Annotated in this window: 26 protein-coding genes, 1 tRNA gene and 1 pseudogene; 17 read left to right on the top strand and 11 right to left on the bottom strand. The window is 71.2% G+C overall.

Annotation, left to right across the window (positions count from 1 at the left end):
- From N790_RS10360 to pcnB, 5 genes and pseudogenes are all read right to left on the bottom strand, one after another.
- A pseudogene (locus N790_RS10360) lies at positions 1-342 on the bottom strand (glucose-6-phosphate isomerase); the annotation flags it as partial.
- Between the two features lie 26 nt (positions 343-368).
- Complete coding sequence (gene panC / locus N790_RS10355) at positions 369-1,220, bottom strand: pantoate--beta-alanine ligase (RefSeq protein WP_043803967.1); 852 nt, start codon at positions 1,218-1,220, stop codon at positions 369-371.
- Entirely contained in the window at positions 1,217-2,044 is an 828-nt protein-coding gene (panB, locus tag N790_RS10350; RefSeq protein WP_043803958.1) for a 3-methyl-2-oxobutanoate hydroxymethyltransferase, read from the bottom strand. The genes panC and panB overlap by 4 nt, the downstream gene beginning before the upstream one ends.
- Before the next feature lie 24 nt (positions 2,045-2,068).
- On the bottom strand, positions 2,069-2,572 hold the full coding sequence (folK, locus tag N790_RS10345) for a 2-amino-4-hydroxy-6-hydroxymethyldihydropteridine diphosphokinase (protein ID WP_245593774.1): 504 nt from the start codon (positions 2,570-2,572) through the stop codon (positions 2,069-2,071).
- On the bottom strand, positions 2,569-3,951 hold the full coding sequence (gene pcnB / locus N790_RS10340; RefSeq protein ID WP_043803956.1) for a polynucleotide adenylyltransferase PcnB: 1,383 nt from the start codon (positions 3,949-3,951) through the stop codon (positions 2,569-2,571). Before pcnB ends, folK begins: the two co-directional genes overlap by 4 nt.
- Before the next feature lie 119 nt (positions 3,952-4,070).
- Between pcnB and N790_RS10335 the strand changes: the two genes are divergently transcribed.
- Together N790_RS10335 and fdxA are read left to right on the top strand one after the other, a co-directional pair.
- A tRNA-Glu gene (locus tag N790_RS10335) sits at positions 4,071-4,146 on the top strand.
- Between the two features lie 117 nt (positions 4,147-4,263).
- Positions 4,264-4,587 (top strand): ferredoxin FdxA, encoded by a 324-nt coding sequence (fdxA, locus tag N790_RS10330; protein WP_043803955.1) that lies wholly within the window; start codon positions 4,264-4,266, stop codon positions 4,585-4,587.
- 18 nt (positions 4,588-4,605) lie between these two features.
- Here fdxA and N790_RS10325 read toward each other — a convergent pair whose 3' ends face one another.
- Positions 4,606-5,163, bottom strand: coding sequence for a hypothetical protein (locus N790_RS10325; RefSeq protein ID WP_043803953.1), 558 nt, complete (start codon positions 5,161-5,163; stop codon positions 4,606-4,608).
- Between the two features lie 59 nt (positions 5,164-5,222).
- Positions 5,223-6,113, bottom strand: a complete 891-nt coding sequence (gene dapA / locus N790_RS10320; protein ID WP_043803951.1) for a 4-hydroxy-tetrahydrodipicolinate synthase — start codon at positions 6,111-6,113, stop codon at positions 5,223-5,225.
- Between the two features lie 28 nt (positions 6,114-6,141).
- Between dapA and N790_RS10315 the strand changes: the two genes are divergently transcribed.
- The 8 genes from N790_RS10315 (at position 6,142) to N790_RS10280 (ending at position 13,166) form a co-directional block, all read left to right on the top strand.
- Positions 6,142-6,789: a glycine cleavage system transcriptional repressor gene (locus N790_RS10315; protein ID WP_156970033.1), complete on the top strand. Its 648-nt coding sequence runs from the start codon at positions 6,142-6,144 to the stop codon at positions 6,787-6,789.
- A gap of 7 nt (positions 6,790-6,796) precedes the next feature.
- Entirely contained in the window at positions 6,797-7,279 is a 483-nt protein-coding gene (locus N790_RS10310; RefSeq protein WP_043803947.1) for a peroxiredoxin, read from the top strand.
- 92 nt (positions 7,280-7,371) lie between these two features.
- The gene (locus N790_RS10305) at positions 7,372-8,769 is read left to right on the top strand and encodes a PhoH family protein (protein ID WP_043803945.1); all 1,398 of its coding nucleotides are present in this window, start codon (positions 7,372-7,374) and stop codon (positions 8,767-8,769) included.
- A 4-nt stretch (positions 8,770-8,773) separates the two neighbouring features.
- Positions 8,774-9,454, top strand: a complete 681-nt coding sequence (locus tag N790_RS10300; protein WP_043803944.1) for a YoaK family protein — start codon at positions 8,774-8,776, stop codon at positions 9,452-9,454.
- On the top strand, positions 9,451-10,272 hold the full coding sequence (gene thiD / locus N790_RS10295; protein ID WP_043803942.1) for a bifunctional hydroxymethylpyrimidine kinase/phosphomethylpyrimidine kinase: 822 nt from the start codon (positions 9,451-9,453) through the stop codon (positions 10,270-10,272). The genes N790_RS10300 and thiD overlap by 4 nt, the downstream gene beginning before the upstream one ends.
- Positions 10,269-11,969: a SulP family inorganic anion transporter gene (locus N790_RS10290; protein ID WP_043803940.1), complete on the top strand. Its 1,701-nt coding sequence runs from the start codon at positions 10,269-10,271 to the stop codon at positions 11,967-11,969. Before thiD ends, N790_RS10290 begins: the two co-directional genes overlap by 4 nt.
- A 31-nt stretch (positions 11,970-12,000) precedes the next feature.
- Complete coding sequence (locus N790_RS10285) at positions 12,001-12,759, top strand: Bax inhibitor-1/YccA family protein (protein WP_043803939.1); 759 nt, start codon at positions 12,001-12,003, stop codon at positions 12,757-12,759.
- A 14-nt stretch (positions 12,760-12,773) separates the two neighbouring features.
- Positions 12,774-13,166, top strand: a complete 393-nt coding sequence (locus N790_RS10280; RefSeq protein ID WP_084062845.1) for a DUF1294 domain-containing protein — start codon at positions 12,774-12,776, stop codon at positions 13,164-13,166.
- 21 nt (positions 13,167-13,187) lie between these two features.
- Here N790_RS10280 and N790_RS10275 read toward each other — a convergent pair whose 3' ends face one another.
- The 4 genes from N790_RS10275 to grxC form a co-directional block, all read right to left on the bottom strand.
- Positions 13,188-14,216, bottom strand: a complete 1,029-nt coding sequence (locus N790_RS10275; protein WP_084062846.1) for an alpha/beta hydrolase — start codon at positions 14,214-14,216, stop codon at positions 13,188-13,190.
- 128 nt (positions 14,217-14,344) lie between these two features.
- Complete coding sequence (locus N790_RS10270) at positions 14,345-15,355, bottom strand: isocitrate dehydrogenase (RefSeq protein WP_043803937.1); 1,011 nt, start codon at positions 15,353-15,355, stop codon at positions 14,345-14,347.
- Between the two features lie 121 nt (positions 15,356-15,476).
- Positions 15,477-15,869 (bottom strand): carboxymuconolactone decarboxylase family protein, encoded by a 393-nt coding sequence (locus N790_RS10265; protein ID WP_043803936.1) that lies wholly within the window; start codon positions 15,867-15,869, stop codon positions 15,477-15,479.
- Positions 15,866-16,111, bottom strand: coding sequence for a glutaredoxin 3 (gene grxC, locus N790_RS10260; protein WP_052385863.1), 246 nt, complete (start codon positions 16,109-16,111; stop codon positions 15,866-15,868). Before grxC ends, N790_RS10265 begins: the two co-directional genes overlap by 4 nt.
- 177 nt (positions 16,112-16,288) lie before the next feature.
- Between grxC and N790_RS10255 the strand changes: the two genes are divergently transcribed.
- The 7 genes from N790_RS10255 to N790_RS10225 all read left to right on the top strand — a co-directional run bounded on the left by N790_RS10255 (position 16,289) and on the right by N790_RS10225 (position 25,399).
- Positions 16,289-17,893, top strand: coding sequence for a M48 family metalloprotease (locus N790_RS10255; protein ID WP_043803932.1), 1,605 nt, complete (start codon positions 16,289-16,291; stop codon positions 17,891-17,893).
- An 83-nt stretch (positions 17,894-17,976) separates the two neighbouring features.
- Complete coding sequence (gene phoB, locus N790_RS10250) at positions 17,977-18,669, top strand: phosphate regulon transcriptional regulator PhoB (protein ID WP_043803931.1); 693 nt, start codon at positions 17,977-17,979, stop codon at positions 18,667-18,669.
- A 16-nt stretch (positions 18,670-18,685) separates the two neighbouring features.
- A complete protein-coding gene (gene phoR, locus N790_RS10245; protein WP_425388032.1) occupies positions 18,686-20,014 on the top strand; it encodes a phosphate regulon sensor histidine kinase PhoR in 1,329 nt (442 codons plus the stop codon).
- Positions 20,015-20,049: 35 nt separating this feature from the next.
- Entirely contained in the window at positions 20,050-22,128 is a 2,079-nt protein-coding gene (ppk1, locus tag N790_RS10240; protein WP_043803929.1) for a polyphosphate kinase 1, read from the top strand.
- 4 nt (positions 22,129-22,132) lie between these two features.
- Complete coding sequence (gene ppx / locus N790_RS10235; protein WP_043803928.1) at positions 22,133-23,650, top strand: exopolyphosphatase; 1,518 nt, start codon at positions 22,133-22,135, stop codon at positions 23,648-23,650.
- Between the two features lie 79 nt (positions 23,651-23,729).
- Positions 23,730-24,860, top strand: coding sequence for a glycosyltransferase family 4 protein (locus tag N790_RS10230; protein ID WP_156970035.1), 1,131 nt, complete (start codon positions 23,730-23,732; stop codon positions 24,858-24,860).
- Entirely contained in the window at positions 24,857-25,399 is a 543-nt protein-coding gene (locus N790_RS10225; protein ID WP_052385862.1) for a phosphatase PAP2 family protein, read from the top strand. The genes N790_RS10230 and N790_RS10225 overlap by 4 nt, the downstream gene beginning before the upstream one ends.
- Positions 25,400-25,449 lie beyond the last annotated feature (50 nt).

The raw sequence follows: 25,449 nt of genomic DNA, 5'->3' as shown, positions 1-25,449 counted from the left end.
CGCGCGGGCCTCGCGCGCCGCCGCGCGGGCCACGTCGCCCTGCCCCACGTCGCCGCGCAGCGCCGAATGCAGCGCCGGCCGGCCCTCGGTGCGGTTGACCACGGCACCGTCGAACAGCGCGTGCAGCGCCTGCCCCAGCCCCGCCTCGCAGGCCGATTCCAACAGGGCGTCCCAGGCCACGGCGTCGATGCGCTGGCGCGCGAAGCTGGCATAGAGGGGGCCCACGCGCAGCGAGAAGGCGTCGGCGCGCGCCGGCTCCAGTGCCAGCAGCTCCGGCAGCGGCACCTGCTCCAGGCGCTGTGCGTGCCGGCCCAGCGCCAGCCAATGTTCGGGAGTCAGCATCCTTCCTCCTGCCCGGAGACGGCGGCTCAGGCCGCGTCGAATTCCAGGTTGTCGATCAAACGCGTGCGCCCCAGGCGCGCGGCCACCAGCGCCACCAGGCCGGGTTCGTCCGGCGAGCGCGGGCGCGTGAGGTCGGCGCGGCGCACTTCGGCGTAGTCCACGGTGAAACCCGCGGCCTCGAGCCGCGACGTGGCCTCGTCCTCGATGCCCGGCACCGGCAGGCCCTGGCGGGCGGCGTCGCGCATGAAGCACAGCGTCTGGTAGATGCGCACCGCGGTGCGGCGCTCGTCGCCCTCGAGGTACTGGTTGCGCGAGCTCATGGCCAGGCCGTCGGCCTCGCGCAGCGTCGGCGCCGGGATGATCTCCACCGGGAAGCTCATCTCCTTGGCCATGTAGCGGATCACCTGCAGCTGCTGGTAGTCCTTGCGGCCGAACACCGCCAGGTCGGGCTGCACCATGTTGAACAGGCGCGCCACCACCTGCGCCACGCCGTTGAAATGGCCGGGCCGGTGCGCGCCGCACAGGATGTCGGTGATGCCCGGCACGTGCATCTGCACGCAGCCGATGGTGCCGAACGGGTACATCTGCTCCACCGTCGGCAGGAACAGCGCGTCGCAGCGCTGCTCGGCCAGGCCGTTGATGTCGCGGTCGGGCGTGCGCGGGTAGCGCGCATAGTCTTCGTTGGGCCCGAACTGGGTCGGGTTCACGAAGATGCTGGCCACGACCTTGTCGGCGTGCTTGCGCGCCAGCTCCACCAGGGCGAAATGCCCGGCGTGCAGGTTGCCCATGGTGGGCACGAAACCGACGCTGGCGCCTTCGCGGCGCCATTGCCGCAGCTGGGCGCGCAGCGCGGCCAGCGTGGTGTGGGTCTGCATCAGTCGTATCCGTGTTCGGGGGCGGGGAAGGCGCCGCTGCGCACGGCGTCGGCGTAGGCGCGGAAGGCGCCTTCGATCGAGCCGCCGTCGGCGAGGAAATCCTTGACGAAACGCGGGCGCCGGTGGCCGCTGTTCATGCCCAGCAGGTCGTGCAGCACCAGGATCTGGCCGTCGCAGGCCGGGCCCGCGCCGATGCCGATGGTGGGGATGGCGACCGCGGCGGTGATTTCCGCGGCCAGCGAGGACGGCACGCATTCGAGCACCAACGCGTCGGCGCCGGCATCGGCCACGGCCTTCGCGTCTTCGAGCAGGCGGCGCGCGGCGGCGGCCTCGCGGCCCTGCACCTTGTAGCCGCCCAGGCGCAGCACCGACTGCGGCGTCAGGCCCAGGTGCGCACAGACCGGGATCTCGCGCTCGGACAGGAGGCGGATGACCTCGAGCTTGTGGCCCGCGCCCTCGAGCTTGGCCATGGCGGCGCCGGCCTGCAGGAAGCGCGTGCTGGCGTCGAGCGCGCGCTCCGGCGTGGCATCGGCCTGGAACGGCAGGTCGGCCACCAGCAGCGCGGTGTAGAGCCCGCGCGCCACGCAGGCCGTGTGGTAGGCGATGTCGTCCACCGTCACCGGCAGCGTGCTGTCGTGGCCCTGGCAGACCATGCCCAGGGAATCACCCACCAGCACCAGGTCGATGCCGGCGGCGTCGACGCTGCGGGCGAAGCCGGCGTCGTAGGCGGTGATGGCGGCGATGCGCCGGCCCTCGGCCTTCATGCGCCGCAGGGCAGGCACCGTCAGGCGCGCGCGCGCCGGGGCCTTGGGATCGTTGGCGTACATGGCGGGATCCGGAAGTGGGGAGTCCTAAGGTATCGCTTGGATACCCGATGCATCCACCGCGGCGAGCAGCTGGTCCACCCGGCCCCGCCCCGGAACCGCCAGGCCGGGTGCGATTTCCGCCAGCGGCACCAGCACGAAGGCCCGCTCGTGCAGGCGCGGGTGCGGCAGGGTCAGGCCCGGGTCGTCGCGCACTTCGTCGCCATAGACCAGCAGGTCGAGGTCCACGGTGCGTGGGCCCCAGCGTTCGGCGCCTTCGCCGCGCACGCGGCCGAAGCGGGCTTCGACGGCCAGCAGGGCCTGCATCAGTTCGCTGGCGCCGAGTTCCGTGCGCAGTTCGACCACGCCATTGAGGAAATCCGGCTGGTCGGTGCGGCCCCAGGCCGGCGTGCGGTAGAAGGACGAGCACCGCCGCACCGACGTGCCGGGCAGCCTGCCCAGGGCGTCGATCGCGGCCAGCAGGTTGGCCTGCACCTCGCCCTCGTTGCCGCCGAAGGCGACGAAGGCGCGCACCGGCGCGCCCGCGTTCACTCCGCGGCCCCTGCCCCGCCTCCCGGCCTCGGGCGGCGGCGACGGCGGCGGCGTTTGGGCGCGGCGCCGGCGTCGTCGTCCATGGCGTCATCCCCTGCCTCGCCGTCGGCATCGCGGCGCGGCGCCTTGGGCTGCAGGCGGTCGGCCAGTTCACCCGGCGCCTGGGCCTGGGCCTCGCGCCAGAAGGCCACGTCCTCCACCACCTCGGGCGCGGCGGTGGCGCGCAGCTCGAGGAAGTCGAAGGCGGCGCGGAAGCGCGGGTGCGACAGCAGCCGGAACACGCGCTTGCGCACGCGCTGCGAGAAACGCGGCTGCAGCAGCCAGATCTCCTGCATCGGCAGCGAGAACCGGCGCGGCAGCGCGATGCGGTGGGCCTGGTGCAGGGTGACGCGGTCGGCGGCGCGCTGCTGCGCCACCAGCGGGTCGATGCCCGACTTCTGCAGCACGGCCAGTTCGCGGCAGTAAGCCGGCCACAGCAGCGCGGCGAACAGGAAGGCCGGCGTGACCGGCTTGTCGGCGGCGATGCGGGCGTCGGTGTTGCGCAGGGCCTGCAGCACCATCGTGCGCAGCGCGCCGCTGCGGTTGGTGGCCAGGGCCTTGGCGGTCTCGGGGAACAGCGCCGGCAGCAGGCCCAGCTCCTCGAGCAGCAGGAAGCTCTTTTCGGCGTGCCCGGCCAGGAACATCTTCAGGCACTCGTCGAACAGGCGGGCCGGCGGCGCACCGCCCAGCAGCTCGGCCAGCCCGGGAATGGGCGCGGCGGCCTCGGGAGCGATGGTGAAACCCAGCTTCGCCGCCAGGCGCGCCGCGCGCAGCATGCGCACCGGATCCTCGCGGTAGCGCTCCACCGGGTCGCCGATCAGGCGCAGCACGCGCTGCTGCACGTCGGCGTAACCCCCCACGTAGTCGCGCACCGAGAAGTCCTCGATGGCGTAGTACAGCGCGTTGGCGGTGAAGTCACGGCGGACCGCGTCGTCCTCGATGCTGCCGTAGACGTTGTCGCGCAGCAGGCGGCCGCCGTCGTCGGTGGAGCGGTCGTCGGTGTCGTCGGCGCTGTTGGCGCGGAAGGTGGCGACTTCGATGATTTCCTTGCCGAACACCACGTGCGCCAGGCGGAAGCGGCGGCCGATCAGCCGGCAGTTCCGGAACAGGGCCTTGACCTGTTCGGGCGTGGCGTCGGTGGCGACGTCGAAGTCCTTGGGGTGGCCGCCGACCAGCAGGTCGCGCACGGCGCCGCCGACCAGGTAACCCTGGAAGCCGCCGTCGCGCAGGCGGTAGAGCACCCGCAGCGCGTTGGGGCTGATGTCCTTGCGGGAGATGCCGTGGTCGGCGCGGGCGACGACCAGGGGCGGTATCGGGGTGGCGATGGCGGTGTCCGTCATGGGCTGGTGGCGGCGCGGGATCCTTGCGCGGCGGCGGGTGGCCCCGGGAACGGCGAAACCCTTCCCGGAGGCGATCAAGCCCGGTATACTAGCGCCCGCATCATCGCTTCGCCATCCGCGCTCCCTTCGTCTAGTGGCCTAGGACACGGCCCTCTCAAGGCTGGAACAGGGGTTCGAGTCCCCTAGGGAGCGCCACTCATTCCAGAAGGCCCGGCCAACGCCGGGCCTTCTTCGTTTCCGGTCCGCGCTGGGCGCGGCGGCGCCCCGGGCGTTAGAATTGCGGCATTGAATCCACGTGCCAGGGAACGCCCCATGCCCTTCGTCGTCACCGAGAACTGCATCCGCTGCAAGTACACCGACTGCGTCGAGGTCTGCCCGGTGGACTGCTTCCACGAGGGCCCGAATTTCCTGGTGATCGACCCCGAGGAGTGCATCGACTGCACCCTGTGCGAGCCGGAGTGCCCGGCCAAGGCCATCTTCCCCGAGGACGACGTGCCGGCCGGCCAGGAGGGCTACATCGCCCTCAATGCCGAGCTGTCGAAGGAATGGCCGGTCATCACCACCCGCAAGGACCCGCTGCCGGATGCCGCCGACTGGGACGGCAAGACCGGCAAGCTCGGCGAACTGAAGCGCTGAACCCGGTTCGCCGGCGTTTCAGCCCAGGCGGGCTTTCAGCAGGGCCAGCAGCTGGGTCGCCACGCCGGTGCGGATCGGCTGGCCGTCCTGGCCCAGGGCCACGACGCGGGTCTGGCCGTCCACGGCTTCGGCGCGCACCAGCATCGACACGCCCTGGTAGCTCACTTCGTAGCTGTTGAGCAGCTGCGCGCGGTCGCCGATGGTGGCGCCCTCGATCTTGCCCAGGGCGATGCCGATGCGGCGCCAGCTGCTCTCGACCGAGTCGGCCAGCATGAACGACTCGATGCCGGCCACGCTGGCGGCCTGCGACGCGGAATCGCCGACGGAGCTCGGCACGCCCTCGCCCGGCGCGGCCATGGCGGCGCCCGCCGGGGCGTCGGGGATGCTGATGGCGCCGGCGGTGGACGGCACGTCCAGGCCCGGCGGCACTTCCAGCGGCTGGTTCTGGCGGCTTTCCTGGTAGGCGGCCTCGTTGCCCCACTTGCTGCGGATCCAGCCGCAGCCGCTGGACGCGAACACGGTGACGACCAGGGCGCCGGCCAGCAGCGGGCGGAAGGAAAGCGTGGACGGGGTCATGCGGTTCTCCTGGCAGGCCGCGCGGGAGGGCGCGCGGCGCGATGTGTGGGGCGGCAAGGTTACTTCAGTTCCGATTCGATGCGCTCGGCCAGGGCGGCCATGGCCGCGGCCTCGCCTTCATGGGCCGCGGACAGGGGCAGCAGCGGCAGCCGCAGCCCGTGGCCGATGCCCTGGCGGGCCAACAGGGCCTTCACCGGGATCGGGTTGGGCTCGACGCCCAGGAAGTCGTAGAGGCCGGCCAGCCGGGCGTCGAGGGCACGGGCTGCGTCGGCCTCGCCGGCGCGCACCAGGGCGCACAGGCGGGCGAAGGCGCGCGGCACCACGTTCGAGGCCACCGAGATGACGCCGGCGGCGCCGCCGAGCATGGCGCGCACGAAGGTGGGGTCGTCGCCGCTGAGCAGGGCGAAACCGGGCCCGGCCAGCGGGTACAGGGCCTGCCAGCGCGCTTCGTCGCCGCGGGCTTCCTTCAGGCCGACGATGTTCGGGTGGCGGCAAAGGCGCGCCACCGTTTCCGGCTGCATGTCGCAGCCGGTGCGGCCGGGCACGTTGTAAAGCACCACCGGCAGGCCGCCCTGCTCCGCCACGGCGGTGTAGTGCGCCACCAGGCCGTCGGGCGTCGGGCGCACGTAGGGCGGCGTGACCACCAGCGCGGCGTTGGCGCCGTGGTCGCGGGCCAGGCGCGTCTGGGCGATGGTCTTGGCGGTTCCCGACAGGCCGGTGCCGGCCAGCACCGGCACGCGCCCGCCCACCCGGGCGACGGCGGCGCGCAGCAGCGCGGCGTATTCGTCGTCGGAGAGCGTGGCGGCCTCGCCGGTGGAGCCGGCGACGACCACGGCGGCGGTGCCGCCTTCGATCTGGGCGTCGAGCAGGCGCTGCCAGGCGTCGTAATCGGGCGCGCCGGAGGCCGTGAACGGCGTCGCCAGCGCGGTGATGCTGCCGGAAAGGTGCAATGTAGGGGCCTTGCGGGAAGTTTGGCCGATGTTACTTGCGGCCGGAAAGCGGCGGCAAGTATGCTGGCTTCGAACCTTTCGCGCGCCCACCGGCGCGCCGCCACGGAACACCGAATTGACCGACCCTGCCGCGCGCCCCGCCGCCAACGAGAACCACCTGCTGATCAGCGCGTACACCACGCATCCGCAGTCGCCGCTGCTGGCCGTCACCCGCCGCATTTCCGACAGTGGCTGCAACCTGGTGGACGCGCGCCTGTCCACCGTGGGCCGCGACGTGTCCGTGACCGCGCTGGCCACCGGCTCCTGGGACGCCGTGGCCAAGCTCGAGGCCATGCTCACCCGGCTCGAGCGCGAGGAAGGCTTCAAGCTGGTCTGGTACCGCACCGGCCCCAAGGCCCTGCAGTCGAACCTGCTGCCCTACATCGTCGAGGTGGTGGCGGCCGACAAGCCCGGCATCCTGTTCCAGCTGGCCGATTTCTTCGACCGCCAGGGCATCACGGTGGAAAGCCTGCACAGCTCGCGCTACCGGGCCATGCAGACCGGCGCCGACATGTTCTCGGCCCAGGTCACCATCGGCATCCCGGCCAACATGCACATCGCCGCGCTGCGCGACGACTTCCTCGAGTTCTGCGACCACCTCAACCTCGACGCCATCATGGACCCGATGAAGTTCTGAGGAACCGATGATCGAAACCGGCGACAAGACCCCCGACCTGGCCCTCACCCTCGGCAGCGGCGCGTCCGCCCGGCTCTCCGATTACCGCGGCAAGTGGCTGGTGCTGTACTTCTACCCCAAGGATTCCACGCCCGGCTGCACCACCGAGGGCCTGGACTTCAACGCCCTGCTTACCTCCTTCCGCCGCGCGAAATGCGAGGTGCTGGGCGTCTCGCGCGATTCGGTGAAGTCGCACGCCAACTTCTGCGCGAAGCAGGGTTTCCGCTTCGACCTGGTCTCCGACGCCGATGAAAGCGTGTGCAACGCCTTCGGCGTCATCAAAGAGAAGAACATGTATGGCAGGAAGGTGCTTGGCATCGAGCGCAGCACCTTCCTGCTCGACCCGGACGGCCGGGTCGCCCAGGCCTGGCGCGGCGTGAAGGTGCCCGGCCATGCCGACGCCGTGTTCGAAGCGCTCAAGCAGCACCAGCAGGCCGCCAAGGCAAAGTGACCCACGCCGTGCACATCCCCGCCGCCGACTCGCCCCGCGAGCCTCGGCGGCGCCGTCCTTTCCGGGGTGAAAACCCCTAGCCCGAGAAGCCCATGACCCGATCCAAGCGCATCTACGTCCTGGACACCAACGTGCTCATGCACGACCCCACCGCGCTGTTCAAGTTCGAGGAGCACGACGTCTTCATCCCGATGATGGTGTTGGAGGAGCTGGACAACGGCAAGAAGGGCCACTCGGAAGCCAGCCGCAACGCGCGCCAGGTCAGCCGCTTCCTCAACGAGATCATCGAGGCGCACGGCAGCGGCGGCATCGAGGACGGCGTCAGGCTGGTGCGGCCGCAGGGCCTGCAGCTGCGCGCGCCCGAGGCCGTCGGCCGGCTGCTGTTCCAGCTGCGCCCGGTGGAAGTGGGCAAGCGCTTCGGCCTGGTGCTGCCGGACAACCAGATCCTGGGCTCGATCCTGCAGCTGATCGAGGACAACCCGGGCGTGCCCGTGGTGCTGGTGTCCAAGGACATCAACCTGCGCATCAAGGCCTCGATCTCGGGCGTGAAGTCGGAGGATTACGAGAACGACCGCGCCATCGACGACTTCAACCTGCTCTTCACCGGCGCGACCGAACTGCCGGCCGATTTCTGGGAGCGGCACGAAGGCAACCTGCGCAGCTGGACCGACCGCGGCCGCACCTTCTACGAAGTGCGCCGCACCGCCGACGACGGCTGGTACCCGAACCAGTTCCTGTTCATGCCCGGCGACGACGAAGTGGAAATGAAGGTCGCGCGCCTGGACGACGACAAGGCCGTGCTGCAGATCGTCGACGACTTCCGCGCCCCGCAGCACCAGGTCTGGGGCATCAACGCGCGCAACCGCGAGCAGAACTTCGCCTTCAACGCGCTGATGGACCCGGAGATCGACTTCGTCACCCTGCTCGGCACCGCCGGCACCGGCAAGACCCTGCTGGCGCTGGCCGCGGGCCTGACCCAGACGATGGACATCCAGCGCTACCGCGAGATCATCATGACCCGCGCCACGGTGAGCGTGGGCGAGGACATCGGCTTCCTGCCGGGCACGGAAGAGGAAAAGATGACGCCGTGGATGGGCGCGCTCACCGACAACCTCGAAGTGCTCACCCACACCGAGGACCACGGCAGCTGGGGCCGCGGCGCCACCAACGAACTGCTGGCCAGCCGCATCAAGATCCGCTCGATGAACTTCATGCGCGGGCGCACCTTCCTCAACCGCTGGGTGATCGTGGACGAGGCGCAGAACCTCACGCCGAAGCAGATGAAGACGCTCATCACCCGCGCCGGCCCGGGCACCAAGATCATCTGCATGGGCAACGTCGAGCAGATCGACACGCCCTACCTCACCGAAACCACCTCGGGCCTGACCTACGCCGTGGACCGCTTCAAGAACTGGAACCACAGCGCGCACATCACCCTGCGCCGCGGCGAACGTTCGCGCCTGGCCGACTACGCCTCCGAGGTGCTCTGAGGCCATGGCGGAGCGGCTGGCCACCTGGGTCTGGGTCGGCGCCTCGGCGCTGGCCCTGGTGGCGGGCATGGTGAACGTGGTGGGTTACCTGGGCTTCGAGCACCAGGCCATCACCCACCTCACCGGCACCACCACGCTGCTGGGCGCGGCGCTGGCCGAGGGGCGCGGCACCGCGGCCTGGCAGCTGGCGGGCATGGTGCTGGCCTTCGTGGGCGGCGCGGCGCTGGGCGGGCTGCTCATCCAGGACAGCGTGCTGCGGCTGGGACGGCGCTACGGCGTGGCGCTGGCCATCGAGGCGGCGCTGCTGGCCGGCGCGGTGCCGCTGTTCCAGAAGGGCCTGTTCGCCGGCCCGCTGCTGGCGGCCGGCGCCATCGGCCTGCAGAACGCCATGGCCACCACCTACAGCGGTGCGGTGGTGCGCACCTCGCACGTCAGCGGCATGTTCACCGACCTGGGCATCATGGTGGGACACGCGCTGCGCGGGCTGCCGGTGGCGCGACGACGGCTTTGGCTGTGCCTGGTGATCATCAGCAGTTTCCTGGGCGGCGGCGTGCTCGGCGCGCTGGCCTTCGGCCATTGGCAGTACGCGGCGCTTTACCTGCCGGCGGCGCTCACCGGCGCCACCGGCCTGGGGTACGCGGTCTATCGCCACCGGCAGGTGGTCGCGGGCACAATCGCGCCATGAGCCACCGCACCGTCTGCGCCCTGACCATCGCCGGCTCCGATTCCGGCGGCGGCGCCGGCATCCAGGCCGACCTCAAGACCTTCGCCGCGCACCACGTGCACGGCCTGAGCGCGCTGGCCGCGCTCACCGCCCAGCACACCCGCGGCGTCACCGCGGTGCACGTGCCGCCGGCGGAGTTCCTGCGCGCGCAGATCGACGCCTGCTTCGACGACTTCCGCATCGGCGCGGTGAAGCTGGGCATGCTCGCCACCGCCGACATCATCCACGCCGTGGCCGACGCGCTCGAGGCGCACCGCCCCGCCGCCGTGGTGCTCGACCCGGTGATGGTGGCCACCTCCGGCGCCAAGCTGCTGGCCGACGACGCCCTGCAGGCGCTGCGCGAACGGCTGCTGCCGCTGGCCACCGTGCTCACGCCCAACATCCCCGAGGCCGAACTGCTGCTGGGCCACGCCATCCCCGACGACGAAGCGGCCGAAGCCGCGCTGGTGGAACTGCTGGCGCTCGACGCCAGGGCCGTGCTGCTCAAGGGCGGCCACCTGCCCGGCACCGGCGCCATGGTGGACCGCTTCGACGACGGCCACGTGCTGCTCGAATTCGAACACCCGCGCCTGGACATCGAAGGCCACGGCACCGGCTGCACCCTGGCCTCGGCCATCGCCGCCAACCTGTGCCGCGGCCAGGCGCTGCCCGAGGCCTGCGCCAACGCCACCGACTACGTGGCTGGCGCGCTGGCGAATGCGTACCGCCCCGGCAAGGGCAAAGCCGCGGTGCTCGACCACCTCTGGTGGCTAGCCAAGGGCCGGCCACAGGCGCCATGAACCCCCTGCCCCCGCGCGGCACGCCCGTCTTCCAGCCCAAGCTGCTGACGGTGCTGCGCGAGGGCTACGGCGCCGGCACGCTGCGCGCCGATGCCGTCGCCGGGCTCACCGTGGCGGTGGTGGCGTTGCCGCTGGCGATGGCCCTGGCGGTGGCCAGCGGCGCCGACCCGGCCACCGGCCTGGCCACCGCCATCGTCGCCGGCTTCCTGATTTCCGCGCTCGGCGGCTCGCGCTTCCAGATCGGCGGCCCCACCGGCGCCTTCATCCCCATCGTCTACGCCATCATCGCCACCCACGGCTTCGACGGCCTGGTGCTGGCCACCGCCATGGCCGGCGTGCTGCTGGTGCTGGCCGGCCTGCTGCGCGTGGGCGCGCTGATGAAATACATGCCGCAGCCGCTGGTGACCGGCTTCACCGCCGGCATCGCGGTGATCATCTTCGCCAGCCAGCTGCAGGAACTGCTGGGCCTGCCGCTGCGCGACGTGCCGGCGGCGTTCGTGCCGAAGCTGCAGGTGCTGGCCGCGAACCTCGGCGGCTTCAATCCCTGGGCGCTCGGCCTGGCGCTGGGCTGCGTGGCGGTGATCCTGGGCCTGCGGCGCCTGTCGGCGAGCACGCCGGGTTTCCTGGTGGCGGTGGTGCTCGCTTCCGCCGCGGTGGCGCTGCTTGGCCTCCCGGTGGACACCATCGGCACGCGCTTCGGCGGCATTCCCAGCGCCCTGCCCCGCTTCCACCTGCCGGACGCCAGCCTGCCGCGGCTGCTGGAACTGCTGCCGGCGGCCTTCACCATCGCCTTCCTCGCCGGCGTGGAATCGCTGCTCTCGGCCGTGGTGGCCGACGGCATGACCGGCGCCAAGCACCGTTCGAACACCGAGCTCATCGCCCAGGGCGCGGCCAACGTCGGCTCGGCGCTGTTCGGCGGGCTGCCGGCCACCGGCGCCATCGCCCGCACCGCCACCAACATCCGCGCCGGCGGCCGCACGCCGGTGGCGGGCATGCTGCACGCGGCCTTCCTGCTGGGCTTCGTGCTGGTGGCCGCGCCGCTGGCCAGCTACGTGCCGCTGCCGGCGCTGGCCGGCGTGCTGGTGGTGGTGGCCTGGAACATGAGCGAACACGGCGCCTTCCGGCACATCCTGCGCTCGGCGCCGCGCGCCGACCGCCTCGTGCTGCTGCTCACCTTCGGGCTCACGGTGTTCGTGGACCTCACGCTCGCCATCGAAGTGGGCATGGTGGTGGCGGCCTTCGCCTTCATGCACCGGATGGCGGGGCTGTTCGAGGTGAGCTCGGGCGTGAAGCTGTTCGAGGCGGGCGACGAGGACGAGGCCGGCGCAGATTCCGGCCAGCGCGCGGCGCTGCCGGAGGGCGTGGAGGTGTTCCGCTTCAGCGGCCCGCTGTTCTTCGGCGCGGCCAACCGGCTCGACAACCTGATGGACCGTTTCCCCACCCCGCCCAGGGTGTTCATCCTGCGCATGGGCCAGGTGCCCTTCGTGGACGCCAGCGGCGTGCATGCGCTGCACGCGCTGGCCGAACGCTGCCGGCGCCAGGGCATCGTGCTGGTGGTGTCGGGCCTGCAGCCCCAGCCCACCGAAGTGCTCGACCGCATGCACCTGCCGCACGCCGGCCTGGTGCACCGCGTGCCCGACTTCCCGGCCGCGCTGGCGCTGGCCCGGACGCTGGCCGCGCCCCCCGGCATGGGCTAGCATCCGGGCACCACGCCACCGGAGCCCCACGATGCGCAGCGGCAACCCCGCCCTCAACGAAAATACCTTCCTCGACGTCGGCAGCGGCCAGGTCGTCTCCCGCGACGAATCCCAGGTGATGACGCTCAACGGCACGGTCAACAAGACCGGCTTCCTGCTGCTGCTCGCGGTCGCCACCGCCGCCTACACCTGGAGCCTGTTCGACCCGCTCAACCCGGGCGCCGTGATGCCCTGGATGCTGGTGGGCGGCATCGGCGGCTTCATCGTGGCCATCGTCACGGTGTTCAAGAAGACCTGGGCGCCGGTGACCGCGCCGATGTACGCGCTGCTGGAAGGCCTGTTCCTGGGCGGCATCTCGGCCTTCTTCGAAGCCCGTTTCCCGGGCATCGTGATGCAGGCGGTGATGCTGACGCTCGGCGTGCTGGCGGCGCTGCTGCTGGCCTACAAGTCGGGCCTGATCCGCGCCACCGAGAACTTCAAGCTCGGCGTCGTGGCCGCCACCGGCGGCATCGCCCTGCTTTATCTCGTGAACATGGGCATGCGCCTGTTCGGGTTCGAGGGCATGGGCTTCATCCACGAGTCGAGCCTGATGGGCATCGCCTTCAGCGCCTTCGTGGTGGTGATCGCCGCGCTGAACCTGGTGCTGGACTTCGACTTCATCGAATCCGGCGCCGAAGCCGGCGCGCCCAAGTACATGGAGTGGTACGGCGCCTTCGGCCTGGTGGTGACGCTGGTCTGGCTGTACCTGGAAATCCTGCGCCTGCTGGCCAAGCTGCAGTCGCGCGACTGACGCAGGCCGATCGCATGGCACGGAACGCGCGCCGGCCGGTGCGGCCGCGCGCGTCGGCCGGCCGCCTGCCGAAGGCGGCGCTTGGGCTGGGCTCGCTGCTGGTGCTCGCCGGTGGGGCCTGGTTCGCGGGCCTGCCGGTCCTGGTGTCCCTGGTTTACCTGGCCATGAGCCTGGCCACCCTTGCGGCCTATGCCGTGGACAAATCGGCGGCGCAGGCGAACCGACGCCGCATCCCCGAAAACACCCTGCATCTGTTCGCGCTGCTCGGCGGCTGGCCGGGCGCCCTGGTGGCGCAGCAGTGGCTGCGGCACAAGTCGGTGAAAGCCTCCTTCCTCGCGATGTTCTGGACCACGGTCCTGCTCAACCTCGGGGCGCTGGCCTGGTTCGTGTCCCGGGGCCATGGCTGAGCCCGCGCTGTTCGATCTCGACTAGGGCGCGTCCTTCGCCGGCAGGCCGCGCAGGAAGGCAATGCTCTCCCGCAGCGCGCGCTGGCCGGCCTCGCCGTCGAGGTTGAACTGGTATTCGTGGCCGAGCGCCGGCGTGTAGTCGTCGGGGAAGAACAGCCGCGTCACCGGCACGCCCTGTGCCTCGAGCGCCTCGGCCAGCGCAACCGAATGCAGCGCGAGCGGGTCGGCGTTGCCCACCGAGATGAACGTGGGCGGGAAGTCCGGCGTCACGTGCGCCGGCACGGAGAACTGCGCCACCTGCGGGTCGCCGCGGACGTCGCGCAGGCCAAAATAAGCCCAGAACACCGTGCGCATGAAGCCGGCGAAGGGACCCTCGCCGCCGACCAGGGCCGCGTCGTAGGGGCCGCAGTACAGCAGGGCGCCGGCCAGCCCGCCCGGCGGCAGCGCGGGTTCGAAACCGATGGCCCGCGCATAGGCCGGCGCGGCGATGGCCGCCGACAGCTGGGCGGCGACCTGGGCGCCCGCCGAATCCCCCGCCAGCACCAGGCGCGAGGGGTCGACCGGCAGGCCGTCGGGCGCCGAGGCCAGGTAGGCCAGCGCGCGGTTGGCCTGCCGCACCGGCGTCGGGTACTTCGCTTCGGGCGCAAGCGTGTACTGCACGCTGGCGACGGCAAAGCCCTGGCCCGCCAGCACCCGGGCGTAGTTGGCCAGGTCCTGCTTGTCGCCCGAGATGAAGCCGCCGCCGTGGATCCAGACGATGGTGGCCAAGGGGCCGTCGGCACCGGCCGGGGCATACAGGTCCAGGCGCCCGTCCGGGTCCGCGGGGTCGTAGGCGAGGTCGCGCCACTCGCGCACGCCCGGGGGTACGTGCTTCTGCAGGGCGGCCGAGGCCTCGATCGCGCCCTGGTCGAACGCGCGCCGGATCAGCAGCACGGAGGGCCAGGGACTGAGTTGGAAAGCCAGCCAGGCCGCGAGGGCCAGGAGCCCCAGCCCGGCCAGTCCCCACGCCAGGATCCTTGCGATGCCGCCCCGCTGCCGCCGACGTGCCATGCGCATCTCCCCGCCGCGCATGCGGGCGCGGTCGGGGCGAGCATATCGTCCGGGCGTGGTGGCGCGATGAAGGCCCCAACGCAAAGGGGCGCCCGAAGGCGCCCCCGCGTGGCAAGCCCCGCCCGGTATCAGGCCGCGGCGCGGCGCGCGATGGCCTGGGCAAAGGACTGGGTGGTGCCGGTGCCGCCGAGGTCCGGCGTAAGGTTGTCCTTGGCCGCCATGGTGTCGACGATGGCCTGGCGCAGGCGCGCAGCTTCGGCGACCTTGCCGATGTGTTCGAGCATCTGCACCGCGCCCAAAAGCAGGGCCACCGGGTTGGCGATGCCCTTGCCGGCGATGTCCGGCGCCGAACCGTGCACGGCCTCGAAGATGGCCGCCTCGGTGCCGATGTTGGCGCCCGGGGCCAGGCCCAGGCCGCCGACCAGGCCGGCGCACAGGTCGGAGATGATGTCGCCGAACAGGTTGGTGGTGACGATCACGTCGAACTGCTCGGGCTTCATCACCAGCTGCATGCAGGTGTTGTCCACGATCATCTCGTTGCACTGGATGTCGGGGTACTCGGCCGCCACCTGGCGCGCCACCTTCAGGAACAGGCCCGAGGTGGACTTGAGGATGTTGGCCTTGTGCACGATGGTGACCTTCTTGCGGCCCACGCGGCGGGCCAGGTCGAAGGCGTAGCGCACGATGCGCTCGGAGCCGCGGCGGGTGATCTTCTGCACCAGCGTGGCGGTCTCGCCGTCGGCGGTGAGGTTCTGGCCCTCGCCGATGTAGGCGCCCTCGGTGTTCTCGCGCACCGTGATGAGGTCGATGTTCTCGTAGCGCGACTTGGTGTTCGGGAAGGTGATCGCCGGGCGCACGTTCGCGTACAGGTCGAAGCGCTTGCGCAGCTCGACGTTGATGGACGAGAAGCCTTCGCCCACCGGCGTGGTCAGCGGGCTCTTCAGGGCCACGCGGTGCTTGTGGATGGCCTCGAGCGTGGCGGCGGGCAGCAGCTCGCCCTGGGTCTCGTAGGCCTTCAGGCCGGCTTCCACGAAGTCGTACTGCAGCCCGAGCTTCATCGCGTCGAGCACCGACAGGGTGGCGTCCATGATTTCAGGGCCGATGCCGTCGCCACGGATCACCGCGATCGTCTGGGTCATAAGTTCTTGTTCTTCCAAAGGGTTTTCGCGGCCGGGCGGCCGCGTGGGGCGCAGTATTATGCCAGAAGCCACGCCACCCCCGCCCACTGGACCTTGGTAGGGTCCCGGGCGGGGCCGGGGCTCAGTGCCCGTGTTCGGCCGGGGCCGGGGCGTGCGCGCCCGCGCCCTCGAGCTGGTCGAGGAAATCCACGCCGCGGCGCAGGTGCGGGATGACGATGGAACCGCCCACCACCAGGGCCACGCTGAAGGCTTCGAAGAACTCGTCGCGGTTGACGCCGGCTTCCTTGCACTGGGCGATGTGGTAGCTGATGCAGTCGTCGCAGCGCAGCACCATCGAGGCCACCAGGCCCATCAGTTCCTTGGTCTTGAGGTCGAGCGCGCCGGCCTTGTAGGTCTGGGTGTCGAGCGCGAAGAAGCGCCGCACCACCTGGTTGTCCTGGCCCAGGATGCGCTCGTTCATGCGCTGGCGGAATTCGGTGAATTCGCGCACGCGGTCCTTCTCGCCGGCGCTCATGCCCTGCCCTCCAGCAGCGGGGCCAGGCCGCCGGCGCGGTCCAGCGCCACCAGGTCGTCGTAGCCACCCACGTGGGTGTCGTCGATGAAGATCTGCGGCACCGAGGTGCGCCTGGCGCGGGCCATCATTTCCTGGCGACGCTCGAGGTCGAGGTCCACGCGCACTTCTTCCCAGCTGGCGCCGCGGGACTTGAGGAAATTCTTGGCCGCCACGCAGTAGGGGCAGACGGCGGTGGTGTACATCACGACCTTGGGCACGGGGTTCCTCCGGATTGACCCGGCCAGTGTGGCGGCGCGCCGCCGGCATTTCCAGCCGCGGCGCGCAACGCTGCGGCGCGCACGGCGGCCGGATTAACGGCGGATTCACCCGCGCCGAAGGCCCGAGCCGCTATCCTGAGCCGTCACCCCAACGGAGTCGCCGTGCGCATCCTCGCCCCCGCCGCCCTCACCCTGGCCCTCGCCCTGGCCTGCGGCGCCCGTGCGCAGGACGGCCAGCTGCCGGACATCGGCTCGTCGGCGGCGGAGATGATCGACCCGGGCACCGAGGCCGAATACGGCGCCTACCTGATCTACGAACTGCGCCGCCTCAACCTGCTGGTCGAAGACCCGCTGGTCGACGCCTGGCTGCAGGGCATGGGCTACCGCCTGGCCGCCAGCAGCGACACGCCGGAGCACGGCTTCACCTTCTTCATGATGCGCGACCGGCAGATCAACGCCTTCGCCACCCTCGGCGGCTACGTCGGCATGAACGCCGGCCTGGTGCTCACGGCCGAAAACGAGGCCGAGGTGGCGGGCGTGATGGCGCACGAGGTCGCGCACGTCAGCCAGCACCACGTGCTGCGCGCCTACGAGCGCGCGCAGAAGGACCAGGTGCCGATCATGCTGGCCATGCTGGGCGCCATCGCCGCCGCCCAGGCGGTGGGCGACAGCGGCGGCCGCGACAACTCCAGCGGCAACGCCAGCATGGCCGCCGTGGCCGGCGCGATGGCGCTGATGCAGCAGCGCCAAATCAACTACACCCGCTCGAACGAGTCCGAGGCCGACCGCATCGGCATCCAGACCCTGGCCCGCGCCGGCTACGACCCCAACGGCATGGCCGACTTCTTCGAGCGCATGCAGCGGGCCAGCCGCAGCAATTCGGGCGGCTACCAGGTGCCGGAATACCTGCGCACCCACCCGGTCACCACCACCCGCATCAGCGAAACGCGCCAGCGCGCCGGCCGCCTGCTCCAGGAACGCCCCGCCGGTACCGCCGCCGTGCGGGCGCCCTCGCCCCTGTTGCTGCCCGGCAGCCTGAGCCTGGCCGGCGCCGACGACGCCCTGCCGGGCCGCGAGGAAACCTTCCCCTGGGCGCGCGAGCGCCTGCGCGTGCTCAGCGCCGTCAGCGCCAGCGCCGCCGTCCTCGAATACCAGGCCATGGCCCGCGCCCCCGGCAACCAGGTCGACGACGCCCAGCGTTACGGCCTGGCCCTGGCCCTGTCGCGCGCCGGCCGCCACGCCGAGGCCGAACGCACCCTGGCCGGGCTGGTGGAGCGCCACCCCGGCGACCTGTGGCTGGAGCTGGCCCAGGCCGAGGCCGCAGCCCTGGCGCGCCACGACGCCCTGGCCACCGAACGCTTCGAATCCCTGCTGCGGCGCCACCCGGAAAGCCGCCCGGTGCGCCTGGCCTACTCGCAGGCCCTGGGCGAACGGGCCACGCCGGAGGCGGGCCGCCGGGCCCAGGACGTGCTGCGCCCGCTGCTGGCCGAAAGCGGCGACGACCCCCTGTTCCAGCGCAACTTCGCCCGCGCCAGCGAACTGGCCGGCGACGAGGTCCGGGCCAGCGAGGCCTATGCCGAGGCCGCCTTCCTCAACGGTCGCGCGGTGGACGCCCTGAACCAGCTCGACCGGCTAAAGCAGCGGGAAGACCTCACGTACTACCAGCGCGCCCGCATCGAGGCCCGCATGGCCGCCATCACCCCGGTGGTGCTGGAGATGCGCCGCCAGGGCATCCGCGCCGAGGAACAGCGCCCCGACATGCGCTGAGGCCGTCCGCCGGCCCTGTCACCGACCGGTCACAAAAGTTTTATCTACTTGCACGCAGGCCCCTCCGGTGACACGGTAAACCTGTGCAGAAACGCATCCTCATCGTTGACGACGAACCCGCCATCCGGGAGATGGTGGCCTACGCCCTGCGCAAGGCCGAGTACGAGCCGGTGCACGCCGGCGACGCCCGCGAGGCCCAGGTGGCGATCACCGAAAGGGTGCCCGACCTGATCCTGCTCGACTGGATGCTGCCTGGCAGCAGCGGCCTGGAGCTGGCCCGGCGCTGGCGCAAGGACGAACTCACCCGCGACGTGCCGATCATCATGCTCACCGCCCGCGGCGAGGAGAACGACCGGGTGTCCGGCCTGGAATCGGGCGTGGACGACTACGTGGTCAAGCCCTTCTCGGCCCGCGAACTGCTGGCCCGAATCCGCGCCGTCATGCGCCGCTCGCGCGACGACGAGGATGACGGTTCCGTGACCGTCGGCGGCCTGCGCATCGACGGCGCCGCCCACCGCGTGTTCGCCGGCGACCAGCCGGTGCACGTGGGCCCCACCGAGTACCGCCTGCTGCACTTCTTCATGACCCACGCCGACCGCGTGTACACCCGCACCCAGCTGCTCGACCATGTCTGGGGCGGCAACGTCTACGTCGAGGAACGCACCGTGGACGTGCACATCCGGCGCCTGCGCAAGGCGCTTGAGCCCTACCACCTCGACGACATGGTGCAGACCGTGCGCGGCGCCGGCTACCGCTTCTCCGCGGCGGCGGACTGAAGGAGCGCCCGGCCGGATGAGCGTGTCCATGCTGTTGCGGCTGGCCTGGCGCCAGTCCCTGATCCGGCTGCTGCTGTACTACGCCGTCGCGCTGGGCATTGGCCTGCTCGTGGGCGAACCCTGGTGGGCCCTGGGCCTGGCCACCGCGGCCCTGGCGGCGCGTGCCTACTGGCGGCTCTACCGCGTGCTGCGTTTCCTGGACTGGCGCAAGCAGCTGCGCACGGTGGACGGCCAGGGCCTGTGGGCCGCGCTGGAAACCCTGATCCACCGCCGCCAGACCGAAAACCGCACCCGCAGCCGCCGGCTGGTGCGCCTGCTGCGCGCCTACCGCCAGGCCGCCACGGCCATGCCCGACGGCGCCCTGGTCATACACCGCCGCGACGGCCGCCTGGTCTGGTTCAACAAGACCGCGCGCCACCTCGTCGGCCTGCGCTACCCCCAGAGCCTGGGCGAGCCCCTGGTCGATTTCTTCGCCGGCAACCCGCGCGTGCGCGAGTGGCTGGCCGCCGCCCAGACCGACGAGCCGCTCACCGACGTGGCCAGCCCCACCGACCCGATGGTGCGCCTGAGCCTGCGCCTGATCCCCTACTCCGCCACCCAGTGGATGCTGGTGGTGCGCGACGTGACCAAGCTGATGCGGCTCGAGCAGGTGCGCCGTGATTTCGTCGCCAACGTCTCGCACGAACTGCGCACGCCGCTGACCGTGGTGCACGGCTACCTGGACATGATCGAGCCGGAAGAGCACCCCGACCTGGCCGTGATGGTCGAGGAAATGCGCCGGCAGTCGCAGCGCATGACCCAGCTGGTGGAAGACCTGCTCACCCTGTCGCGCCTCGAGGCCCAGGAGCACCTGCCCGAGGAGCCGATGGCCATGGCGCCCATGCTGGTCACCCTGCGCCGCGAGGCCGAGGCCCTGAGCCAGGGCCGGCACCAGGTGAGCGTGGAGGACCGGGCCGGCTGCGACCTCACCGGCTCCACCAAGGAGCTGCACAGCGCCTTCTCCAACCTGGTCAGCAACGCCGTGCGCTACACCCCCACCGGCGGCCGCATCGCCGTGCGCTTCGAGCGCACCGCCGACGGCGGCGCCCGGCTGGCGGTGCAGGACAGCGGCTACGGCATCCCCGAGCAGCACCTGCCGCGCATCACCGAGCGCTTCTACCGGGTTTCCACCAGCCGCTCGCGCGAATCCGGCGGCACCGGCCTGGGCCTGTCCATCGTCAAGCACGTGCTGAGCCTGCACCAGGCCCGGCTGGAAGTGGAAAGCGAGGTCGGCCGCGGCAGCACCTTCGCCTGCGTGTTCGGCCCGGCCCGGGTGCGCATGCGGCAGGCGCCGGGCGAAGCCTGAGGCCGCCGGCGGCGGGAAACACGTAAAGTAGCGGCATGAGCCCCGACAGCCCCGAACCGATCGACCTGCACGCCCCGGACCTGTACCTCAACCGGGAGCTGTCGCAGCTGGAATTCAACTTCCGCGTCCTGGCCCAGGCCCGCGACCCGCGCGTGCCCCTGCTCGAGCGCCTGAAGTACCTGTGCATCAGCTGCACCAACCTCGACGAGTTCTTCGAGATCCGCGCCGCCACCGTGCGCACCGCCCAGCAGTTCGGCGGCCCGCTGCCACCCGACGGCATCGCGCCGACGCGCGCGCTGGAGCTGATCCACGACAAGGCGGCGATACTGGTCGACCAGCAGTACCGCTACTGGAACGAAACCCTGCGGCCCGAGCTCAACGCCGCCGGCATCCGCATCCTGGCGCATTCGTCCTGGAACGCGCGCCAGAAGAAGTGGCTGCACAAGTACTTCCAGGACGAACTGCTGCCGGTGCTGTCGCCGCTCGGCCTGGACCCGGTGCACCCGTTCCCGCGCATCCTCAACAAGTCGCTGAACGTGGTGGTGGTGCTGGAAGGCAAGGACGCGTTCGGGCGCAGCGGCGGCATGGCCATCGTGCGCGCGCCGCGTTCGCTGCCGCGCATCATCCAGCTGCCGCCTGAAGTTTCGGGCGGCAAGCACGACTTCGTGCTGCTCTCGGCGGTGCTCACCGCCTTCGTGGACGACCTGTTCACCGGCATGAAGGTCAAGGGCGCCTACCAGTTCCGCGTCACCCGCAACTCCGAGCTGTTCGTGGACGAGGAGGAAGTGGAGAACCTGGCCAGCGCGCTCAAGGACGAACTGGCCAGCCGCGGCTTCCGGCCGGCGGTGCGGCTGGAGATCGCCGAGCACTGCCCCAAGGCCATCGTCGACACCCTGCTGCAGAACTTCGGCCTGACCGAAAACGCGGTCTACCGCATCAACGGCCCGGTCAACCTCAACCGCGTCACCCAGGTGTACGACCTGGTGGACCGCCCCGAACTGAAGTTCCCGGCCTTCAAGCCCGGCGCCGTGGCCCTGGACGCCGACGCGCCCTTCGAAACGCTGCGCCAGCGCGACGTGCTGCTGCACCACCCCTACCAGAGCTTCCAGTCGGTGCTCGACCTGCTCCAGCACGCCGCCCACGACCCGGACGTGCTGGCCATCAAGCAGACGCTCTACCGCACCGGCAAGGACAGCAAGATCATCGACCACCTGATCGCCGCCGCCCGCAACGGCAAGGACGTGACGGTGGTGGTGGAACTGCGCGCGCGTTTCGACGAGGAGGCCAACATCCGCCTCGCCGACCAGCTGCAGGAAGCCGGCGTGCAGGTGATGTACGGCGTGGTGGGCTACAAGACCCACGCCAAGATGATGCTGATCGTGCGCCGCGAGGGGAAGAAGCTGCAGCGCTACGTGCACCTGGGCACCGGCAACTACCACGCGGGCACCGCCCGCGTTTACACCGACATCGGCCTGATGACCGCCAACCCGGACATCGCCGCCGACGTGCACGACATCTTCCACCAGCTCTCGGGCCTGGCGCCGGCGATCAAGCTGCGCAAGCTGCTGCAGTCGCCCTTCACCCTGCACAAGGGCCTGCTGCGCAAGATCGGCCACGAGGCGAAGCTGGCCCGGGAAGGCAAGCGCGGCCACATCATCGCCAAGATGAACGCGCTCAACGAACCCACGGTCATCCGGGCCCTGTACGAGGCCTCGCAGGCCGGCGTGAAGATCGAGCTGATCGTGCGCGGCGCCTGCTGCCTGCGCCCGGGCGTGCCGGGCGTGTCGGACAACATCACGGTGCGTTCGCTGGTGGGTCGTTTCCTCGAGCACAGCCGCGTGTACTGGTTCGGCAACGACGGCAAGCCGGAGATCTACTGTTCCAGCGCCGACTGGATGGAGCGCAACCTGATGCGCCGGGTGGAAACCTGCTTCCCCATCCTGGACCCGAAGCTGGCCGAGCGCGTGTTCGAGGAAGAGCTGGCCAACTACCTGGCCGACAACCTGCAGGCCTGGACCCTGCACGAGGACGGCAGCTACGCGCAGGTCTCCCCGGCCGAGGGCGAGATGCCTTATTCTGCGCAGGGCGCGCTCCTGGCCAAACTCTGCGGATGACCGAATGCCGACCGACTCCCCGCCGCTGAAGGACGGAGACCTCCTGGCGGCGGTCGACCTCGGCTCCAACAGTTTCCACATGGTCGTCGCCCGCTACGTGCTGGGCCAGCTGCGCATCGTCGACCGCATCAAGGAAACCGTGCGCCTGGCCGAGGGCCTCGACGGCCGCGGCGGGCTCGACCCGGCCGTGATGCCGCGCGCGCTCGACTGCCTGGCCCGCTTCGGCCAGCGCCTGCGCACCATCCCGCCGCGGCGCGTGCGCGCCATCGCCACCAACACCGTGCGCCAGCTCGCCAACCCGCAGGCCTTCCTGATGCCGGCGGAAACGGCGCTTGGCCACGGCATCGAAGTGGTCGCCGGCCGCGAGGAGGCGCGCCTGATCTACCTTGGCGTGGCGCACGGCAACCCGCCGGAGCCCGGCAAGCGCCGGCTGGTGATGGACATCGGCGGCGGCTCCACCGAATTCATCATCGGCGAAGGCCTGGACGCCATCGAACGCGAGAGCCTGCAGATGGGCTGCATCGCCACCACCCGCCGCTTCTTCGCCGACGGCAAGCTCACGCGCAAGCGATGGAAGGAAGCGCGCACCGAGATCACCGCCGAGTTCCAGCAGTTCGCCTCGGCCTACCGCCAGCGCGGCTGGCACGACGCCATGGGTTCGTCGGGCACCATCAAGGAAATCTGCGACATCTCGGTGAAGATGAAGCTCACCAAGGTCTCGATCACCGACGCCAGCCTCAGCGTCATCCGCGAAAAGCTGCTGGAGTTCGAAACGCTCGACGCCATCCGCCTGCCCGGCCTGTCGGCCGAGCGCCGCCCCATCATCGCCGGCGGCCTGCTGGTGCTGGACGCCGCCTTCACCGAACTCGGCATCGAGCGCATGTACGTCAGCGACCACGCCATGCGCGAAGGCGTGCTCTACGACCTGATCGGCCGCGACCGCGAGGCCGACCCGCGCGAGGATTCCATCCGCGCCCTGTGCGACCGCTATGGCGTGGACGCCGCGCAGGCCGCGCGCGTCGAAGCCACGGCGCTGAGCCTGTTCGACCAGGCCGAGGCGGCCTGGAACCTCGACGCCGACAACCGCCGCCAGCTGGCCTGGGCCGCGCGCATCCACGAGATCGGCCTGGCCATCGCGCACAGCCAGTACCACCAGCACGGCGCCTACCTGGTGGAACATTCGGACATCGCCGGCTTCTCGCGCACCGAACAGCAAACCCTGGCCGCGCTGGTGCGCAACCAGCGCCGCGGCTTCCACCTGCCCAGCTTCGACAAACTGCCCGACCGCCTGGTGGCCAACGTGCTGCGCTGCGCCCTGCTGCTGCGCCTGGCCGTGCTGATGCACCGCAGCCACGACAGCGACCCGCTGCCGGTGGTGGAACTGGACGTGGACGGCGACGAGCTGCTGCTGCGCCTGCCGCGCCGCTGGCTCGAAGGCCACCCCCTGACCCGCCTGGACCTCGAGGGCGAGCGCGAGCAGCTGGCCGAGATCGGCCGGCGCCTGGTGCTCAAGGCCATCTGAGCCGCTGTCACGCCGGCGCAATGGCGCCGTAACGCGGTATCCATGCGGCGCCGCCACAGTGCAGGCCATGGACCCCCGCCTGCACATCGAACTGGTCACCGAAACCTACCCGCCCGACGTCAACGGTGTGGCGCTCACGGTGCAGTCGCTCGAACACGGGCTGCGCCGGCTCGGCCACACGGTCGGCCTGGTGCGGCCCGAACGCGAGGACGACAGCCCGCGGCCCGACCCCTCGCTGATGCTGGTGGAAGGTGCGCCCATCCCCCGCTACCCGGGCCTGCGCTTCGGCCTGCCGGCCGGCAAGCGGCTGGCGGCGCGCTGGGCCGCGCAGCGGCCGGACGCGGTCTACATCGCCACCGAAGGCCCGCTGGGCTGGTCGGCGCTCAAGGCCTGCCGGCGCCTGGGCATCCCGGTGGCCACGGGCTTCCACACCCGCTTCGACGATTACGTGGGCCGCTATGGCGCCGGTTTCCTCAGCCCCTGGGTGTTTGCCTGGCTGCGCCGCTTCCACAACCGCGCCGACGCCACCCTGGTGCCCACCCGCGAACTGCAGGACACGCTGTCGCAGCAGGGTTTCCACCGCGCCGTGCGCCTGGGCCGCGCGGTCGACACCCGCGCCTTCCACCCGGGCTGGCGCGACCCGGCCCTGCGCGATAGCTGGGGCGCCACGGACGGCACCCCGGTCGTCATCCACGTCGGCCGCATCGCGCCGGAAAAGAACCTGCCGCTGGCCGTGCGCAGCTTCCGGCTGCTGCAGCAGGCGCGGCCCGAGGCGCGTTTCGTGTGGGTTGGCGACGGCCCGGCGCGCGCGGCGCTGCAGGAAGCCAACCCCGACTTCATCTTCGCCGGCGTGCAGCGCGGCGACGCGCTGGCGCGCTGCTTCGCCAGCGCCGACGTGTTCTGCTTCCCCAGCCTGTCCGAGACCTTCGGCAACGTCACGCTCGAGGCCATGGCCAGCGGCATCGCCACGGTGGCCTTCGATTACGGCGCCGCGCGCGAACACCTGGCGCACGGCGCCCATGGCGCCACGGTGCCCTTCGGCGACGAGCCGGGCTTCACCGACGCCCTGGTGGGCACCGCGCTGCGGCCCGACCTGTGCCAGCTGGGCGAAAACGCCCGGGCGGCGGTGCAGCACCTGCACCCCGACACCGTCGCCGCCGAGTTCGCGCTGCTGCTGGCGGCGCTGGGCGACCGGGAGCAGGCGGCGTGAACGCCCGCACCCGCCGGCTCGTGGACCGCGAGCAGGGCTGGTGCCTGGCCGCCAACCGCTGGGGCGCGCGCGCCGCGGTGCGCGCCTATTTCCGCGCCGTCAGCCGGCTGGGCGACGGCGCCTTCTGGTATGCGCTGATGGCGGCGCTGGTGCTCTTCGACGGCTGGCGCGGGCTCAGCGCCTCGGCGCACCTGGCGGCCACGGGGCTGGTGGCGCTGCTGCTGTACCGCAAGCTCAAGCGCTGGACGCGCCGGCCGCGGCCCTTCGCCGCCGACGGCCGCATCCGGCCCTGGATCGCCCCGCTGGACGAATTCAGCTTCCCGTCCGGGCACACGCTGCACGCCGTGGCCTTCACCCTGGTGGCGCTGGCGCACTACCCCGCGCTGGCGCCGCTGCTGGTGCCCTTCGCCGCCAGCGTGGCGGTCTCGCGCGTGGTGCTGGGCCTGCACTACCCCAGCGACGTGCTCGCCGCCACCGCCATCGCCATCGCCCTCGCCTCGCTATCCCTCTGGCTGATCCCCGGCGTCACCCTCCTTTGAAAGGGGTTCTTCTCCCAAGTCTGGGATGGCCTGGGCGGTTTCTCTCTGTC

This window comes from Arenimonas malthae CC-JY-1 (assembly GCF_000747075.1).
Taxonomy (GTDB): Bacteria; Pseudomonadota; Gammaproteobacteria; order Xanthomonadales; family Xanthomonadaceae; genus Arenimonas; species Arenimonas malthae.
The sequence above is the reverse complement of the archived record's forward strand: the minus strand, read 5'-3'. Positions and strand labels throughout refer to the sequence as shown.

Coding starts and splice junctions, on each gene's coding strand:
- N790_RS10265 (WP_043803936.1), bottom strand. CDS start 15,869: ATGAGCGCCGGCGAGAAGGACCGCGTGCGCGAATTCACCGAATTCCGC.
- ppx (WP_043803928.1), top strand. CDS start 22,133: ATGCCGACCGACTCCCCGCCGCTGAAGGACGGAGACCTCCTGGCGGCG.
- phoR (WP_425388032.1), top strand. CDS start 18,686: ATGAGCGTGTCCATGCTGTTGCGGCTGGCCTGGCGCCAGTCCCTGATC.
- N790_RS10275 (WP_084062846.1), bottom strand. CDS start 14,216: ATGGCACGTCGGCGGCAGCGGGGCGGCATCGCAAGGATCCTGGCGTGG.
- N790_RS10305 (WP_043803945.1), top strand. CDS start 7,372: ATGACCCGATCCAAGCGCATCTACGTCCTGGACACCAACGTGCTCATG.
- N790_RS10285 (WP_043803939.1), top strand. CDS start 12,001: ATGCGCAGCGGCAACCCCGCCCTCAACGAAAATACCTTCCTCGACGTC.
- N790_RS10270 (WP_043803937.1), bottom strand. CDS start 15,355: ATGACCCAGACGATCGCGGTGATCCGTGGCGACGGCATCGGCCCTGAA.
- pcnB (WP_043803956.1), bottom strand. CDS start 3,951: ATGACGGACACCGCCATCGCCACCCCGATACCGCCCCTGGTCGTCGCC.
- N790_RS10315 (WP_156970033.1), top strand. CDS start 6,142: ATGTTACTTGCGGCCGGAAAGCGGCGGCAAGTATGCTGGCTTCGAACC.
- N790_RS10290 (WP_043803940.1), top strand. CDS start 10,269: ATGAACCCCCTGCCCCCGCGCGGCACGCCCGTCTTCCAGCCCAAGCTG.
- N790_RS10325 (WP_043803953.1), bottom strand. CDS start 5,163: ATGACCCCGTCCACGCTTTCCTTCCGCCCGCTGCTGGCCGGCGCCCTG.
- thiD (WP_043803942.1), top strand. CDS start 9,451: ATGAGCCACCGCACCGTCTGCGCCCTGACCATCGCCGGCTCCGATTCC.
- grxC (WP_052385863.1), bottom strand. CDS start 16,111: ATGTACACCACCGCCGTCTGCCCCTACTGCGTGGCGGCCAAGAATTTC.
- fdxA (WP_043803955.1), top strand. CDS start 4,264: ATGCCCTTCGTCGTCACCGAGAACTGCATCCGCTGCAAGTACACCGAC.
- N790_RS10300 (WP_043803944.1), top strand. CDS start 8,774: ATGGCGGAGCGGCTGGCCACCTGGGTCTGGGTCGGCGCCTCGGCGCTG.
- ppk1 (WP_043803929.1), top strand. CDS start 20,050: ATGAGCCCCGACAGCCCCGAACCGATCGACCTGCACGCCCCGGACCTG.
- N790_RS10310 (WP_043803947.1), top strand. CDS start 6,797: ATGATCGAAACCGGCGACAAGACCCCCGACCTGGCCCTCACCCTCGGC.
- panB (WP_043803958.1), bottom strand. CDS start 2,044: ATGTACGCCAACGATCCCAAGGCCCCGGCGCGCGCGCGCCTGACGGTG.
- N790_RS10280 (WP_084062845.1), top strand. CDS start 12,774: ATGGCACGGAACGCGCGCCGGCCGGTGCGGCCGCGCGCGTCGGCCGGC.